The sequence below is a fragment of the Isoptericola sp. NPDC057653 genome, assembly GCF_042799955.1.
Lineage (GTDB): Bacteria > Actinomycetota > Actinomycetes > Actinomycetales > Cellulomonadaceae > Isoptericola.
Window position 1 is genome coordinate 1,655,991 of the sequence record NZ_JBHVHP010000001.1, and the last position, 13,497, is coordinate 1,669,487.

The following is a 13,497-nucleotide window of genomic DNA, read 5'->3' on the forward strand; positions in this document are numbered from 1 at the left end:
CATGGCGAAGAAGGCCCTGATCAACAAGGCGGCCGCCAAGCCGAAGTTCGCGGTCCGCGCCTACACCCGGTGCCAGCGCTGCGGCCGTCCGCACTCGGTCTACCGCAAGTTCGGCCTGTGCCGGATCTGCCTGCGGGAGATGGCCCACCGCGGCGAGCTCCCCGGCGTCACCAAGAGCAGCTGGTAAAACCACTACGCCGTAGGTCCGGGCGGTACTGACGTATCGCCCGGATACCCCGGCGAGGAAGGGCTGGAGCCCAATGACCATGACAGACCCCATCGCAGACATGCTCACGCGTCTGCGTAACGCGAACTCGGCGCACCACGAGACGGTCACCATGCCGCACTCGAAGCTGAAGTCGAACATCGCGGAGATCCTGCAGGCGCAGGGGTACATCACCGACTGGAGCGTCGAGGACGCGAAGGTCGGCAAGTCCCTCACCCTGACCCTCAAGTACGGCCCGAGCCGCGAGCGCGCCCTCACCGGCGTCCGCCGCGTGTCGAAGCCCGGCCTCCGCGTCTACGCGAAGTCCACCAACCTGCCTCAGGTCCTCGGCGGCCTCGGCGTGGCGATCCTGTCCACGTCCTCCGGCCTGCTGACCGACCGTCAGGCCCAGGCCAAGGGCGTCGGCGGCGAAGTCCTCGCCTACGTCTGGTAATCCGGAAAGGAGAATCGCCATGTCTCGAATCGGCAAGCTCCCCGTTCCGGTCCCGGCCGGCGTGGACGTCACCATCAGCGGTGCGCTCGTGACCGTCAAGGGCCCGAAGGGGACCCTGGAGCACACGGTGCCCACCCCCATCACCGTCGCCCAGGACGACGGCACCCTCGTGGTGTCGCGCCCGGACGACGAGCGCAAGTCCCGTGCGCTGCACGGCCTCACCCGCACCCTCCTGGCCAACATCGTCACCGGTGTGACCCAGGGCTACGAGAAGAAGCTCGAGATCGTCGGCACGGGTTACCGCGTCGCCGCGAAGGGGCAGACCCTCGAGTTCGCCCTCGGCTTCTCCCACCCGGTGACCGTCACGGCGCCGGAGGGCATCACCTTCGCGGTCGAGAGCCCCACCAAGTTCTCGGTGGCCGGCATCGACAAGCAGCAGGTCGGCGAGGTCGCAGCGAACATCCGCAAGATCCGCAAGCCCGAGCCCTACAAGGGCAAGGGTGTGCGATACGCCGGCGAGGTCGTCCGCCGCAAGGTCGGAAAGGCTGGTAAGTGATGGCTCTCAAGGTTCTGGGCAAGGGCAAGGCCGTCGCTCGTCAGCGCCGTCACCTGCGCCTGCGCAAGAAGATCAAGGGCACCGCGACGCGTCCGCGCCTCGTCGTGACCCGTTCCTCGCGCCACATGGTGGCGCAGATCGTGGACGACACGGTCGGCAAGACCGTCGCCTCCGCCTCGACCCTCGAGGCGGACCTGCGTGCCCTCGACGGCGACAAGACCGCGAAGGCCCGCAAGGTCGGCGAGCTCGTCGCCGCGCGTGCCAAGGCCGCCGGCGTCGAGACCGTGGTCTTCGACCGCGGTGGCAACAAGTACCACGGTCGGGTGGCTGCGGTCGCCGACGGCGCCCGGGAAGCGGGGCTGGAGCTGTGATGGCCGACGTCCGCGATTTCGCACGGAAGATGAGGATCCTCTGATGGCTGCAGGGCAGCGCACCGGCGCCCCCCAGGGCGCCAACGAGTCCAACAAGACCGACGGCCGCCGCGGCGGCGGTGGCGGTCGTCGTGACGACCGCCGTGGCGGTGGCCGCGACCAGGCCGACAAGAACGCCTTCGTCGAGCGCGTGGTGACGATCAACCGCGTCTCGAAGGTCGTCAAGGGCGGTCGTCGCTTCAGCTTCACCGCGCTGGTCGTGGTGGGCGACGGCGACGGCACCGTCGGTGTCGGCTACGGCAAGGCCAAGGAGGTGCCCGCGGCGATCGCCAAGGGTGTCGAGGAGGCGAAGAAGAACTTCTTCCGCGTCCCCCGCATCCAGGGCACCATCCCTCACCCCATCCAGGGTGAGAAGGCCGCCGGCGTCGTGTTCCTGCGTCCGGCCTCGCCGGGTACCGGTGTGATCGCCGGTGGTCCGGTGCGCGCCGTGCTGGAGTGCGCCGGCATCCACGACGTGCTGAGCAAGTCGCTCGGTTCGTCGAACTCGATCAACATCGTGCACGCGACCGTCGCGGCCCTCAAGGGCCTCGAGGAGCCGGCGGCCGTGGCCGCCCGCCGTGGCCTGCCGCTCGAGGACGTGGCCCCGGCCGCGCTCCTGCGTGCGCAGGCTGCCGGACTTGCCGCCAAGGCGGAGAAGTCGGGCGAGAAGGTGGGTGCGTGATGCCTCGTCTGAAGGTCACCCAGGTCAAGTCCGCCATCGGCGGCAAGCAGAACCAGCGTGACACGCTGCGGACCCTCGGCCTCAAGCGGATCGGCGACACCGCCGTGAAGGAGGACCGTCCGGAGATCCGTGGCATGGTCACCACGGTGGCGCACCTCGTCACCGTAGAGGAGGTCGAGTGATCATGGCCGACAACACCGAGAAGGTGCAGCCGCTCAAGGTCCACCACCTGCGTCCGGCCGACGGCGCCAAGACCGCGAAGACCCGTGTGGGTCGCGGTGAGGCGTCGAAGGGTAAGACGGCGGGTCGCGGTACCAAGGGTACGAAGGCTCGCTACCAGGTCCCCACGCGCTTCGAGGGCGGGCAGATGCCTCTGCACATGCGCCTCCCGAAGCTCCGTGGGTTCAAGAACCCGTTCCGCGTTGAGTACCAGGTCGTCAACCTGGACAAGCTCGCCGCGCTGTACCCCGAGGGTGGCTCCGTCACCGTCGAGGGCCTCGTCGCCAAGGGCGCTGTCCGCAAGGGTCAGCCGGTGAAGGTGCTCGGCACGGGCGAGATCACCGTCAAGCTGGACGTCACGGTCGACCGCGTCTCCGGCTCCGCCAAGGACAAGATCCTGGCGGCCGGCGGCACGGTCTCCGAGGACTGACATCCGCTCACAGGGCCGGCGGCGCACATGCGCTGCCGGCCCTGTGTGCTCTCGGCGTGCACCGGCCGTCAGGCCGCCGGTATATGGCGTGTGGTCTGGCTCACTCGTCCCGGGCACGTAGAATCCGTCACGGTCCGCGCTGCGCACCCGCTTCTTCGGGCGGGTGGCGACGAGGTCGGGGTCTCCCCGGCCGGACCATGACCGAGTCGGCGTGACGGCGACGTGGCCCCCGGGCCGCGGCGTCGGGTGCTCGCGCCACACCTCGCCGGTCCCCGGCGACACGACAACCCGCCGCGGCGGGCCAGGAGGATAGGTGCTCAGCGCATTCGGCCGGGCTTTCCGGACACCGGACCTGCGGCGCAAGCTGCTGTTCACGATCGCGATCATGGCGCTCTTCCGGGTGGGGTCCCTCGTGCCCACACCCGGTGTCGACTACGGCAACGTGCAGCAGTGCGTCGCGGCCCTCGAGGGCAGCACGTCGCTGCTCGGGCTCGTCAACGTCTTCAGCGGCGGAGCCCTGCTGCAGCTCTCGATCTTCGCGCTCGGCATCATGCCGTACATCACCGCGAGCATCATCGTGCAGCTGCTGCGGGTGGTCATCCCTCGCTTCGAGGCCCTGCACAAGGAGGGCCAGTCGGGGCAGTCGAAGCTCACGCAGTACACGCGCTACCTGACGATCGCCCTCGCGATCCTGCAGTCGACCACGATCATCACCACCGCCCGCACGGGGATGCTGTTCCCGGGCTGCAACGTCGACGTCATCGCCGACGACAGCTTCATGACGGCCACGCTCATGGTCATCACCATGACGGCCGGTACCGGCCTGGTCATGTGGCTCGGCGAGATGATCACCGAGCGCGGCGTCGGCAACGGCATGTCGCTGCTCATCTTCACGTCGATCGCGGCGAACTTCCCGTCCGCCCTGTGGTCGATCGCCGGTGGCTCGAACGGCCCGCTGAACTTCATCGTGATGATCGCGGTGATCGTGATCGTGGTCGGCCTCGTCGTGTTCGTCGAGCAGTCGCAGCGCCGCATCCCGGTGCAGTACGCGAAGCGGATGGTGGGTCGCCGCATGTACGGCGGCACCAGCACCTACATCCCGATCAAGATCAACATGGCCGGCGTCATCCCGGTCATCTTCGCGGCGTCGATCCTCGCGATCCCCGGCCTGCTCGCGCAGTTCGGTGACCAGTCCGCGGGCTGGGTGGTGTGGATCTCCAACAACCTGGTCCAGCAGTCCGACCCGCTGTACATCGTGCTGTACGTGCTGATGGTCATCTTCTTCGCGTTCTTCTACACGTCGATCACGTTCAACCCGGACGAGGTCGCGGACAACATGAAGAAGTACGGCGGCTTCATCCCGGGCATCCGCGCGGGCCGGCCCACGGCCGAGTACCTGGACTACGTGATCACGCGCATCACGTCCGCGGGCTCGATCTACCTCGCGATCGTGGCGCTCATCCCCACGATCGTGCTCGTCGTGCTGGGGGTCACCACGAACATTCCGTTCGGCGGTACCTCGATCCTGATCATCGTCGGTGTCGGCCTCGAGACCGTGAAGCAGATCGACTCCCAGCTCCAGCAGCGCCATTACGAAGGGTTCCTCCGTTGACCGAGACGAACGAAGGCGGCACCACCGGTGCGACGCCGACCACCCGCCGCGAGCTCCACGGCGCCCCCAGCGCCGAGGCGCGGGTGACACGCCTGGTGATCATGGGGCCGCAGGGCGCGGGCAAGGGCACGCAGGCCGCGCGCCTCGCCGAGCTGTTCGGCATCCCCGCCATCTCGACGGGCGACATCTTCCGCGCCAACATCAAGGGCGGCACGGACCTGGGCAAGCTCGCGCAGGAGTACAGCGCCAAGGGCGACCTGGTCCCGGACGAGGTCACGGACCAGATGGTCCGCTCCCGCCTCGGCGAGGACGACGTGAAGGTCGGGTTCCTGCTCGACGGCTACCCGCGCAACGCGCACCAGGTCGAGGCGCTCGACGCGATCCTCGGCGACCTGGGCTGGGAGCTCGACGGCGTCATCGAGCTCACCGCCGCGCGCGAGGAGCTGCTGTCCCGCATCGCCAAGCGCGCCGAGATCGAGGGCCGCGACGACGACACCCCGGACGCGATCGCCCGTCGCCTCGACATCTACGACGAGCAGACGGCGCCGCTCACGGCGGCGTACTCGGAGCGCGGCCTGCTGGCCCAGGTGGACGGCATCGGCGAGGTCTCCGAGGTCACCGAGCGCATCGTCCAGGCGCTGGCCGCAGAGCTCGGCTGAGGTCGCGCACGCCATGATCTTCGGTTCGCGCGAGCGCGTCGAGCTCAAGACGCTCGAGCAGGTGCGCGTCATGCGGCGCGCCGGCCTGGTCGTCGCGTCGGCGCTGGACGCCGTGCGCGCGGCCGCCCGGCCCGGCATGACGACGGCCGACCTCGACGAGGTCGCCGCGCGCGCCATCGCCGACGCGGGGGCCACGCCCTCGTTCCTCGGCTACCAGGGCTACCCGGCGACGATCTGCGTGTCCGTCGGCGACGAGGTCATCCACGGCATCCCGGGTGCGCGCGTCCTCGAGGTCGGTGACGTCGTCTCGCTCGACTGCGGCGCGATCGTCGAGGGCTGGCACGGCGACTCCGCGCTGAGCATCGTGCTCGGCCCGGACGGCGCCCTCGACGTCGACGAGCCGGCGGACGCCCCCGGCGTCGACGCCGCCGACCTCGACCTGGTCCGCGCCACGCGGGCCGCGATGTGGGCCGGGATCGCCGCGCTCGCGGGCGGCAAGAAGCTCAACGACGTCGGGACCGCGGTCGAGATCGCCGTGGAGCTGGCGGGCGGGGCCTCGGGCGTCGAGTACGGCATCGTCGAGGACTACGTCGGGCACGGCATCGGCACCGCGATGCACCAGCCGCCGGACATCGTGAACTTCCGTACCTCGGACCGCGGGCCGCGGCTCCGCCCGGGCATGTGCCTGGCGGTGGAGCCGATGGTGACGCGGGGGAGCGGGGCGACGCGGGTGCTCGAGGACGACTGGACGGTCGTGACCGAGGACGGGTCGCGGGCCGCGCACTGGGAGCACACCGTCGCCGTGCTCGAGGACGGCATCAGCGTGCTGACCGCGGTCGACGGGGGCCGCGCCGGCCTCGCGCCGTTCGAGGTCGAGCCCGTGAGCCTCGAGGTGTGACGCACCACCCTCGGGACCGCGTTCGCAGCTCCTGGTGCGATCAGGTACGATGTTCTGTCGGGTGTAGTCCGTTCGGCAGTTCCTCGATGCAGCCCCTCACACTGGCGCTGCAGACCAGCACCGCACCGGCGTGAGCGCCGGTCGGTCGGGACGAGGGTGAGCAGGCGGCACGCACGACATCCGGACCTCCGTCACGCTGCTGACGGGCGCCCGGGGCCAGACGAGAGTTAGCGGAGGACATGGCAAAGAAGGACGGCGTCATCGAGATCGAGGGCAGCGTGGTCGAGGCCCTGCCGAACGCGATGTTCCGTGTGGAGCTTGCGAACGGCCACAAGGTCCTCGCACACATCTCGGGCAAGATGCGTCAGCACTACATCCGGATCCTCCCGGAGGACCGTGTCGTGGTCGAGCTCAGCCCGTACGACCTGTCCCGCGGTCGGATCGTCTACCGCTACAAGTAACCACCACCCCATCGAGCGCCGTCGGGGCGCCGGCACCTGCCGGCGCGCGTGCGGCGGCGGAGGAACACTGATGAAGGTCAAGCCGAGCGTCAAGAAGATCTGCGACAAGTGCAAGGTGATCCGCCGGCACGGTCGCGTCATGGTGATCTGCGAGAACCTGCGCCACAAGCAGCGCCAGGGCTGATCGCAGCCACCCGCTGACGGCGCGCTCGCCGTCAGCCGAAGCGCACCACCACGAACCTCGACCCCGCTCTTCCGGAGCGGCGCCCCTCGCGGGGCACGTCGAGAGGAACCTCCGGTCCAGGGGCCGGGGCCCGCGGTCTTCGCGGGAGGGCGGTGCGGCAGACCTCTGGACGAAGTACAGGAGCCGGAAGGCACATGGCACGTCTGATCGGCGTTGACCTCCCCCGCGAGAAGCGGCTCGAGGTTGCGCTCACCTACATCTACGGCGTCGGCCGTACCCGCGCCCAGCAGACGCTGGCCGCGACCGGGATCAACCCGGACCTGCGGGTCAAGGACCTCGGCGACGACCAGCTCGTCGCCCTGCGCGACTACCTGGAGGGCAACTTCCAGCTCGAGGGTGACCTGCGTCGCGAGGTCGCCGCCGACATCCGCCGCAAGGTCGAGATCGGCACCTACCAGGGCCTGCGCCACCGCCGCGGCCTCCCGGTGCGCGGTCAGCGCACCAAGACCAACGCGCGTACCCGCAAGGGTCCGAAGCGCACCGTGGCGGGCAAGAAGAAGGCCCGCTGATAGCAGTCCGTGGTGCGGTCGGCTCCCCGAGCTGAACCGCCCCGGTCCGATCAGACCAGGAGATCAGAGAACACATGCCTCCCAAGACTCGTGCCACGGCCGCGCGCAAGCCGCGCCGCAAGGACAAGAAGAACGTCCCGCTCGGCCAGGCGCACATCAAGAGCACCTTCAACAACACGATCGTCTCGATCACCGACCCGTCGGGCGCCGTGATCTCGTGGGCGTCCGCCGGCCACGTCGGCTTCAAGGGCTCCCGCAAGTCCACGCCGTACGCCGCGCAGCTCGCCGCCGAGTCGGCCGCCCGCCGCGCCCAGGAGCACGGTGTCAAGAAGGTCGACGTCTTCGTCAAGGGCCCGGGTTCCGGTCGTGAGACCGCGATCCGCTCCCTGCAGGCGACCGGCCTCGAGGTCGGTTCGATCCAGGACGTGACGCCTCAGGCGCACAACGGCTGCCGCCCCCCGAAGCGTCGCCGCGTCTGACTTTCCCGACGTCGTCGAGGCCCGGGGCCGAGTGATCGGCCCCGGGCCCCGCACGGCGCCGCAGCCTGCCCGGGCGGGTGGACCGAGTCCCGCCCCGGGGCCGCGAGCTCTCGCGGATCCGTGATGCGTCATATGGCGGACGCACACTGAAAGGACCTGACCGTGCTGATCGCACAGCGCCCCTCCCTGACCGAAGAGGTCATCTCGGAGTACCGTTCGCGCTTCTCCATCGAGCCGCTCGAGCCTGGCTTCGGCTACACGCTCGGCAACTCCCTGCGCCGGACCCTCCTGTCGTCCATCCCGGGCGCGGCCGTCACCTCCATCCGCATCGACGGAGTGCTCCACGAGTTCTCCACCGTGCCGGGTGTGAAGGAGGACGTCACCGAGATCATCCTCAACATCAAGAACCTCGTCGTCTCCTCGGAGAACGACGAGCCCGTCGTGATGTACCTGCGCAAGACGGGTGCGGGCGTGGTCACCGCCGCGGACATCGTGCCGCCGGCGGGCGTCGAGGTGCACAACCCGGACCTGCACGTCGCCACGCTGAACGACAAGGGCAAGCTCGAGATCGAGCTCACCGTCGAGCGCGGCCGTGGCTACGTGTCCGCGGCGCAGAACAAGAACGACGAGGCCGAGATCGGTCGGATCCCCGTCGACTCGATCTACTCGCCGGTCCTCAAGGTCACGTACAAGGTCGAGGCCACCCGTGTCGAGCAGCGCACGGACTTCGACAAGCTGATCGTCGACGTCGAGACGAAGGCCGCGATCGCCCCGCGCGACGCGCTCGCCTCGGCCGGCAAGACGCTCGTCGAGCTCTTCGGCCTCGCCCGCGAGCTGAACGTCGAGGCCGAGGGCATCGAGATCGGCCCGTCGCCGACGGACTCCGCGCTGGCCGCGGACCTGGCGCTGCCGATCGAGGAGCTCAACCTCACGATCCGCTCGTACAACTGCCTCAAGCGCGAGGGCATCCACCAGGTGGGTGAGCTCGTGGCGCGCAGCGAGGCAGACCTGCTCGACATCCGTAACTTCGGTGCGAAGTCCATCAACGAGGTCAAGGAGAAGCTCGCCGAGCTGGGCCTCTCGCTGAAGGACTCGCCGCTCGACTTCGACCCGTCCAGCGCCGCGTACTTCAGCGGTGGGGACGACGAGGCCACGTACACCGACGAGCAGTCGTACTGACGTCTCCGCGCCCGCAGCAGCCCGCTCGACCTGACCGGGCCGCGCGGCGCGGAACCACCCTCAAGGAGAACCAGAAATGCCTACCCCCACCAAGGGTCCGCGGCTCGGTGGCAGCCCGGCTCACGAGCGACTGATCCTCGCGAACCTGTCGACGTCGCTCTTCGAGCACGGCCGCATCACCACCACGGAGACGAAGGCGAAGCGCCTGCGCCCCCTGGCCGAGCGCCTCATTACCTTCGCCAAGCGCGGTGACCTGCACGCTCGTCGTCGGGTGCTGACCGTAGTCCGCGACAAGTCCGTGGTGCACACGCTGTTCACCGAGATCGCCCCGGCCATGGCCGAGCGCAACGGTGGCTACACGCGCATCACCAAGATCGGCAACCGCAAGGGCGACAACGCGCCCATGGCGGTCATCGAGCTCGTCACCGAGCCCGTGAGCCCGAAGCAGGCCGTCGTCAAGGAGGCCACGAAGGCCGCCGAGAAGGCTGCCAAGGCCGACGAGAAGCCCGCCAAGGTCGAGGACGAGGCCGCCGTCGAGGCGACCGAGGCCCCCGCCGAGGCCACCGAGGCCCCCGCCGAGGAGTCGAAGGACGCCTGATCCTGGCGCCTGAGCTCTGACGAGAGCACGACGCAGCCCCGCTCCACCCCCGGGTGGTGCGGGGCTCCGTCGTCCCCGGGCCGAGCCCCGTGGCTACCGTGGGGGTCATGGGAGCAGCCGGCGTGCCCGTCGTCCTCGTCCACGGATCGCGGACGTCGCGCACGATGTGGCGACGCCAGCTCGAGGCCCTCGCCGCCGCGGGCGTCCCGGCGGCGGCGATCGACCTCCCCGGGCACGGCGCCCGCCGCGGCGAGCGGTTCACGCTCGACGGCGCGGTGGACGCCGTGCGCGACGCCGTCGACGCGGCCGGGGGGCGGGCGCTCGTCGTCGGGCTGTCCCTCGGCGGGTACGTCGCCATCGAGCACCGCGCGCGGCACCCCGCGCAGAGCGCCGGCCTCGTGGCCGCGTCGTGCAGCACGGCCACCACGTCGCAGGTGCGCCCGGCGTGGCTGTCCGTGGCCCGGTGGATCGAGGGCTGGCCCGACTCCGGCGAGGGCCTCAACGCGTCCCTCGTCCGCCTCGCGCTCGACGAGGCGAGCGCGCAGGACATGGGTGCGGGCGGCTTCGCGCTGGAGGTCATGAGCGACGTGCTGCGGGAGCTGGCGCCCGCCGACGCGCTCGGGGCGCTGGCCGCGGCGGACAGCCCGGTGTGGATCGTCAACGGCCGGTACGACCACTTCCGGACCCAGGAGCGGGCGTTCGTGGCGGCCGCCCGCGCGGGCGGGGCGCCCGCGCGCCTGGTCGTCGTGCCGCACGCCCGGCACCTCGTGAGCCTCGACGCGCCCGTGGCCTTCTCCCGGGTGGTGCTCGAGGCGGCCGCGGCGCTCGCGCGGGGCGGCCGGTCCTCAGGCGAGCGGCAGGTCCCAGGCCCGCGCGCCGCCGACCAGAGCCGCGGAGTTCGGCACGACGACGACGTCGTCGCCGAGGCGGTCGAGAGCGGCGGGCGTGATCCGGCGCGAGTTGCCGCCGCCGAGGTAGAGCCGGTCCCAGCGGAAGACCGGTCGTAGCCCGTCGACCATCGCGACCACCCGGCGCGACCACAGGCCGTCGCCGAGGCGTCGGCGCTCCGGCTCGCCGATGTACTGGTCGTACGTCGCCCCGCGGCGGAACGGCGCGTGCGACCACTCGAGGTGCGGGGCGAGGCGGCCGCCGTCGAACAGCGCGGAGCCGAGCCCGGTGCCGAGCGTGAGCACGAGCTCCATACCCGACCCCGCGACGACGCCGGCGCCGTGCACCTCCGCGTCGTTGAGCACCAGGGCGGGCATGCCGAGGCGGCGCGCGAGGGCGCCGCGGACGTCGAAGCTGGCCCAGGCCTCCACGAGCTCGGGCAGCACCCGCGACCGGGGGCCGGACCGGGTGATGTAGTGCGGCGTGTGCACGACGACGCCGTGGCGGATCATGCCCGGCATCCCGAGCGTCGCCCGGTGCGCCGTGGGCAGCCGCCCGGCGATGTCCGCCACGGTCTCCAGGAGCAGCTGCGGGGGCAGCGGGTAGGGCGTCGGCACGCGGACCGGGGTGGCGTGCGCCGTGCCCGCGGAGTCGAGCACGGCGGCCTTGATGCCACCGCCACCGCAGTCGACGGCGAGGGTGAGCACGTCGGCGGGGGTGCCGTCGGGCCGGGGACCGGGGGTGTGCGCCGTGGCGCCTGAGTCGACCATCACGGGACATCATCCGGCCACAATGGGTCGGTGAGCACGCCGACACCTCCTGCCGACACCCTCCGGGTGCGCCTCGACCTCGCCTACGACGGCACCCGTTTCGCCGGCTGGGCCACCCAGCCGCGCCTGCGCACCGTGCAGGGGACGCTCGAGGACGCCCTCGCGACCATCCTGCGGACGGAGCCGCTCGGCCTGCCCCGGCCGCGGCTGACCGTCGCGGGCCGGACGGACGCCGGCGTGCACGCGCGGGGCCAGGTCGCGCACGTCGACCTCCCGCGCGAGCGGTGGGAGGCCATGCCGGGCCGTTCCGACCGGGAGCCGGGCGTGGCCCTCGCGGACCGCCTCGCGGGCGTCCTGCCGCCCGACGTCGTCGTGCACGGTGCCGCCCCTGCGCCCGACGGCTTCGACGCGCGCTTCTCCGCGCTGCACCGCCGCTACGCCTACCGCGTGGCCGACCGCCCGGCCCTGCGCGACCCGCTGCGCCGGGACTGGGTGCTGTGGAACCGGCGGCCCCTGGACGTCGAGGCGATGCACCGGGCGATGCAGCCGCTCGTCGGGCTGCACGACTTCGCGTCCTTCTGCAAGCCCCGTGAGGGCGCGACGACCATCCGCGAGCTCACCGAGCTGTCGTGGGACCGGCCGACCGGCGGCCCGGACGCGGGGCTGGCCGTGGCGACGGTGCAGGCGGACGCGTTCTGCCACTCGATGGTGCGGGCCCTGGTCGGCATGTCGCTGGCGGTGGGGGAGGGGCGCCGCTCGCCGGACGACCCCGCCGCGGTGCTGGCGGGCCGGTCGAGGTCCGCCGCCGCCGGCGTCGTCGCGGCGCGCGGGCTCGTGCTGGAGCGCGTCGCCTACCCGGACGACGACGAGCTCGCCGCCCGGGCCGAGCGCGTGCGGGCCAGGCGGGACCCGGGCGAGGTCGACTGACGTCGCGGGCCCGGCGAGGGTCGGTCGGGGACGCTCAGGGCTCCTCGACCCAGTGCACGGCGGCCTCCTCGGCGCTGGCCCCGGCGCCGTCGATGCCGGCGTCCTCGCCGTAGAGGTCGTTGTCGCGGCCACCGTCCTCGCCCGGGTCGGCGTCGCGGTCCTCGGTGAGGCGGCCGGCGCGGGTGGTGTCCGGGCGGTCGAGCGGGTCGAGCTCCCAGTAGTCCGGCTGCTCCTCGGCCAGGCGCTGGTCCAGCGGCTCGCCGGCGGACTCCTCCCAGGCCGTCTCGCCCCAGTGGTTCGACCTGGAGCGCTCCAGGGGCGAGTACCCCTCGTCCAGGACGTCGTCCAGGTCGGGGTCCCCGAGGGTGTCCTCGCGGGGGAGCTGGTCCTCGTCGCCCTCGGCCCCCGTCTCGGGGTCCGGGGCCGTGCCGGGTGTCGCGTCGGTCATGCCACCACGGTGCACCCGGAACGGCGCCCCTGCAACGAGGGCGGGGCCCGGCGGGCACCCGGTTGCAGGGCCTCCGGCGGCCGCTAGCGTGGCTCGCAGGTGCGCCCGCCGGGCGCGGCACGACTGAGGAGCCCACCATGGCCGGTGCATCCATCGACGACCTGCTCTCCGAGCTCCCGATCGACCAGATCGCCGGAGAGCTCGGCGTCGACGCCGACCATGCCCGGCGAGCCGTCGGGGGCGCGCTGCCCGCGCTGTTCGGCGGGCTGAAGGCGAACGCGGACGACCCCGCGGGCGCTCGGTCGCTCGCCGGCGCCCTGAGCCGGCACGACCCCGGCCTGGTGGAGGGCGGGGTCGACGTCGCCCAGGTCGACACCGCCGACGGCGCGAAGATCGTCGACCACGTGTTCGGCGCGCACAAGGACCAGGTCGTGGCGCAGGTGTCGGGGGCCGCGGGCACGGACCCGGGGGTGCTGCAGAAGCTGCTCCCGATCCTCGCGCCGCTCGCGCTGTCGTTCCTGTCCAAGAAGCTCGGCGCAGGCGGTCAGGCGGACGGCTCCGCCGGGTCCGGGGCCGAGACCCCGGCGGCGGGCGGCCTCGGGGACCTGCTCGGCGGGCTGCTCGGCGGCGGCGGGTCGGGCGCCTCGTCCGGCGGGGGGCTCGACGTCGGCGGGGTGCTGGGCAGCCTGGGCGGGCTGCTGGGTGGCGGCCGCCGCTGACCCGGCTCGCGGCCCCGCGCGCGGCCCCGCGCCGGCGTGACGGGGCTCGCTTTGACCCGTGTACCGGACGGCCGCTAAACTGGCTCGTCGTTGTGCTATGCCTCCGGCGTCCCGCGTCGTCAGCGCGCCCACTCGCACCGACGATGCCCC

The 13,497-nt window shown here is 71.8% G+C and carries 20 protein-coding genes and 1 pseudogene; 19 read left to right on the forward strand and 2 right to left on the reverse strand.

From position 1 onward, the window contains the following. Nucleotide 1: 1 nt before the first annotated feature. The 17 genes and pseudogenes from ACFU9A_RS07430 to ACFU9A_RS07510 all read left to right on the forward strand — a co-directional run. On the forward strand, nucleotides 2-187 hold the full coding sequence (locus ACFU9A_RS07430) for a type Z 30S ribosomal protein S14 (protein WP_069386379.1): 186 nt from the start codon (nucleotides 2-4) through the stop codon (nucleotides 185-187). A gap of 73 nt (nucleotides 188-260) precedes the next feature. Continuing rightward, nucleotides 261-659 carry a 30S ribosomal protein S8 gene (gene rpsH, locus ACFU9A_RS07435; protein WP_430574600.1) on the forward strand — a complete coding sequence of 133 codons (399 nt, stop codon included), beginning with the start codon at nucleotides 261-263 and terminating at the stop codon, nucleotides 657-659. 19 nt (nucleotides 660-678) lie between these two features. Next, the gene (gene rplF / locus ACFU9A_RS07440; RefSeq protein ID WP_430574601.1) at nucleotides 679-1,215 is read left to right on the forward strand and encodes a 50S ribosomal protein L6; all 537 of its coding nucleotides are present in this window, start codon (nucleotides 679-681) and stop codon (nucleotides 1,213-1,215) included. Then, entirely contained in the window at nucleotides 1,215-1,586 is a 372-nt protein-coding gene (rplR, locus tag ACFU9A_RS07445; RefSeq protein WP_430574602.1) for a 50S ribosomal protein L18, read from the forward strand. The genes rplF and rplR overlap by 1 nt, the downstream gene beginning before the upstream one ends. Before the next feature lie 43 nt (nucleotides 1,587-1,629). Beyond that, entirely contained in the window at nucleotides 1,630-2,307 is a 678-nt protein-coding gene (gene rpsE, locus ACFU9A_RS07450; RefSeq protein WP_430574603.1) for a 30S ribosomal protein S5, read from the forward strand. Next, the gene (gene rpmD, locus ACFU9A_RS07455; protein ID WP_079573239.1) at nucleotides 2,307-2,489 is read left to right on the forward strand and encodes a 50S ribosomal protein L30; all 183 of its coding nucleotides are present in this window, start codon (nucleotides 2,307-2,309) and stop codon (nucleotides 2,487-2,489) included. Before rpsE ends, rpmD begins: the two co-directional genes overlap by 1 nt. Before the next feature lie 2 nt (nucleotides 2,490-2,491). After that, a complete protein-coding gene (rplO, locus tag ACFU9A_RS07460; RefSeq protein WP_430574604.1) occupies nucleotides 2,492-2,956 on the forward strand; it encodes a 50S ribosomal protein L15 in 465 nt (154 codons plus the stop codon). Nucleotides 2,957-3,269: 313 nt separating this feature from the next. Beyond that, nucleotides 3,270-4,568, forward strand: coding sequence for a preprotein translocase subunit SecY (gene secY, locus ACFU9A_RS07465; RefSeq protein ID WP_430574605.1), 1,299 nt, complete (start codon nucleotides 3,270-3,272; stop codon nucleotides 4,566-4,568). A 101-nt stretch (nucleotides 4,569-4,669) separates the two neighbouring features. After that, complete coding sequence (locus ACFU9A_RS07470) at nucleotides 4,670-5,227, forward strand: adenylate kinase (RefSeq protein WP_430575354.1); 558 nt, start codon at nucleotides 4,670-4,672, stop codon at nucleotides 5,225-5,227. Between the two features lie 13 nt (nucleotides 5,228-5,240). Beyond that, a complete protein-coding gene (gene map, locus ACFU9A_RS07475) occupies nucleotides 5,241-6,125 on the forward strand; it encodes a type I methionyl aminopeptidase (RefSeq protein ID WP_430574606.1) in 885 nt (294 codons plus the stop codon). Between the two features lie 239 nt (nucleotides 6,126-6,364). Then, nucleotides 6,365-6,586, forward strand: coding sequence for a translation initiation factor IF-1 (infA, locus tag ACFU9A_RS07480; protein ID WP_012867920.1), 222 nt, complete (start codon nucleotides 6,365-6,367; stop codon nucleotides 6,584-6,586). A 70-nt stretch (nucleotides 6,587-6,656) separates the two neighbouring features. Continuing rightward, complete coding sequence (gene rpmJ, locus ACFU9A_RS07485) at nucleotides 6,657-6,770, forward strand: 50S ribosomal protein L36 (RefSeq protein ID WP_009740505.1); 114 nt, start codon at nucleotides 6,657-6,659, stop codon at nucleotides 6,768-6,770. 194 nt (nucleotides 6,771-6,964) lie between these two features. Further along, nucleotides 6,965-7,339: a 30S ribosomal protein S13 gene (rpsM, locus tag ACFU9A_RS07490; RefSeq protein WP_380321661.1), complete on the forward strand. Its 375-nt coding sequence runs from the start codon at nucleotides 6,965-6,967 to the stop codon at nucleotides 7,337-7,339. Between the two features lie 74 nt (nucleotides 7,340-7,413). Then, the gene (rpsK, locus tag ACFU9A_RS07495; protein ID WP_380321664.1) at nucleotides 7,414-7,818 is read left to right on the forward strand and encodes a 30S ribosomal protein S11; all 405 of its coding nucleotides are present in this window, start codon (nucleotides 7,414-7,416) and stop codon (nucleotides 7,816-7,818) included. Nucleotides 7,819-7,980: 162 nt separating this feature from the next. Then, complete coding sequence (locus tag ACFU9A_RS07500) at nucleotides 7,981-8,997, forward strand: DNA-directed RNA polymerase subunit alpha (RefSeq protein ID WP_380243303.1); 1,017 nt, start codon at nucleotides 7,981-7,983, stop codon at nucleotides 8,995-8,997. Nucleotides 8,998-9,073: 76 nt separating this feature from the next. Further along, the gene (rplQ, locus tag ACFU9A_RS07505) at nucleotides 9,074-9,595 is read left to right on the forward strand and encodes a 50S ribosomal protein L17 (RefSeq protein ID WP_430574607.1); all 522 of its coding nucleotides are present in this window, start codon (nucleotides 9,074-9,076) and stop codon (nucleotides 9,593-9,595) included. Nucleotides 9,596-9,759: 164 nt separating this feature from the next. After that, nucleotides 9,760-10,332, forward strand: a pseudogene (locus ACFU9A_RS07510) (alpha/beta fold hydrolase); the annotation flags it as partial. 108 nt (nucleotides 10,333-10,440) lie between these two features. On the opposite strand, the gene ACFU9A_RS07515 reads toward ACFU9A_RS07510, so the two are convergent. Next, nucleotides 10,441-11,253: an ROK family protein gene (locus tag ACFU9A_RS07515; RefSeq protein WP_430574608.1), complete on the reverse strand. Its 813-nt coding sequence runs from the start codon at nucleotides 11,251-11,253 to the stop codon at nucleotides 10,441-10,443. A gap of 30 nt (nucleotides 11,254-11,283) precedes the next feature. Here ACFU9A_RS07515 and truA point away from each other — a divergent pair, with 30 nt between their 5' ends. Beyond that, on the forward strand, nucleotides 11,284-12,180 hold the full coding sequence (gene truA / locus ACFU9A_RS07520) for a tRNA pseudouridine(38-40) synthase TruA (protein WP_430574609.1): 897 nt from the start codon (nucleotides 11,284-11,286) through the stop codon (nucleotides 12,178-12,180). Nucleotides 12,181-12,214: 34 nt separating this feature from the next. Here the strand turns inward: truA and ACFU9A_RS07525 are convergent, their stop codons facing one another. Then, a complete protein-coding gene (locus ACFU9A_RS07525; RefSeq protein ID WP_430574610.1) occupies nucleotides 12,215-12,628 on the reverse strand; it encodes a DUF5709 domain-containing protein in 414 nt (137 codons plus the stop codon). 137 nt (nucleotides 12,629-12,765) lie between these two features. Here ACFU9A_RS07525 and ACFU9A_RS07530 point away from each other — a divergent pair, with 137 nt between their 5' ends. Next, nucleotides 12,766-13,347: a DUF937 domain-containing protein gene (locus tag ACFU9A_RS07530; RefSeq protein ID WP_430574611.1), complete on the forward strand. Its 582-nt coding sequence runs from the start codon at nucleotides 12,766-12,768 to the stop codon at nucleotides 13,345-13,347. Nucleotides 13,348-13,497: the final 150 nt, after the last annotated feature.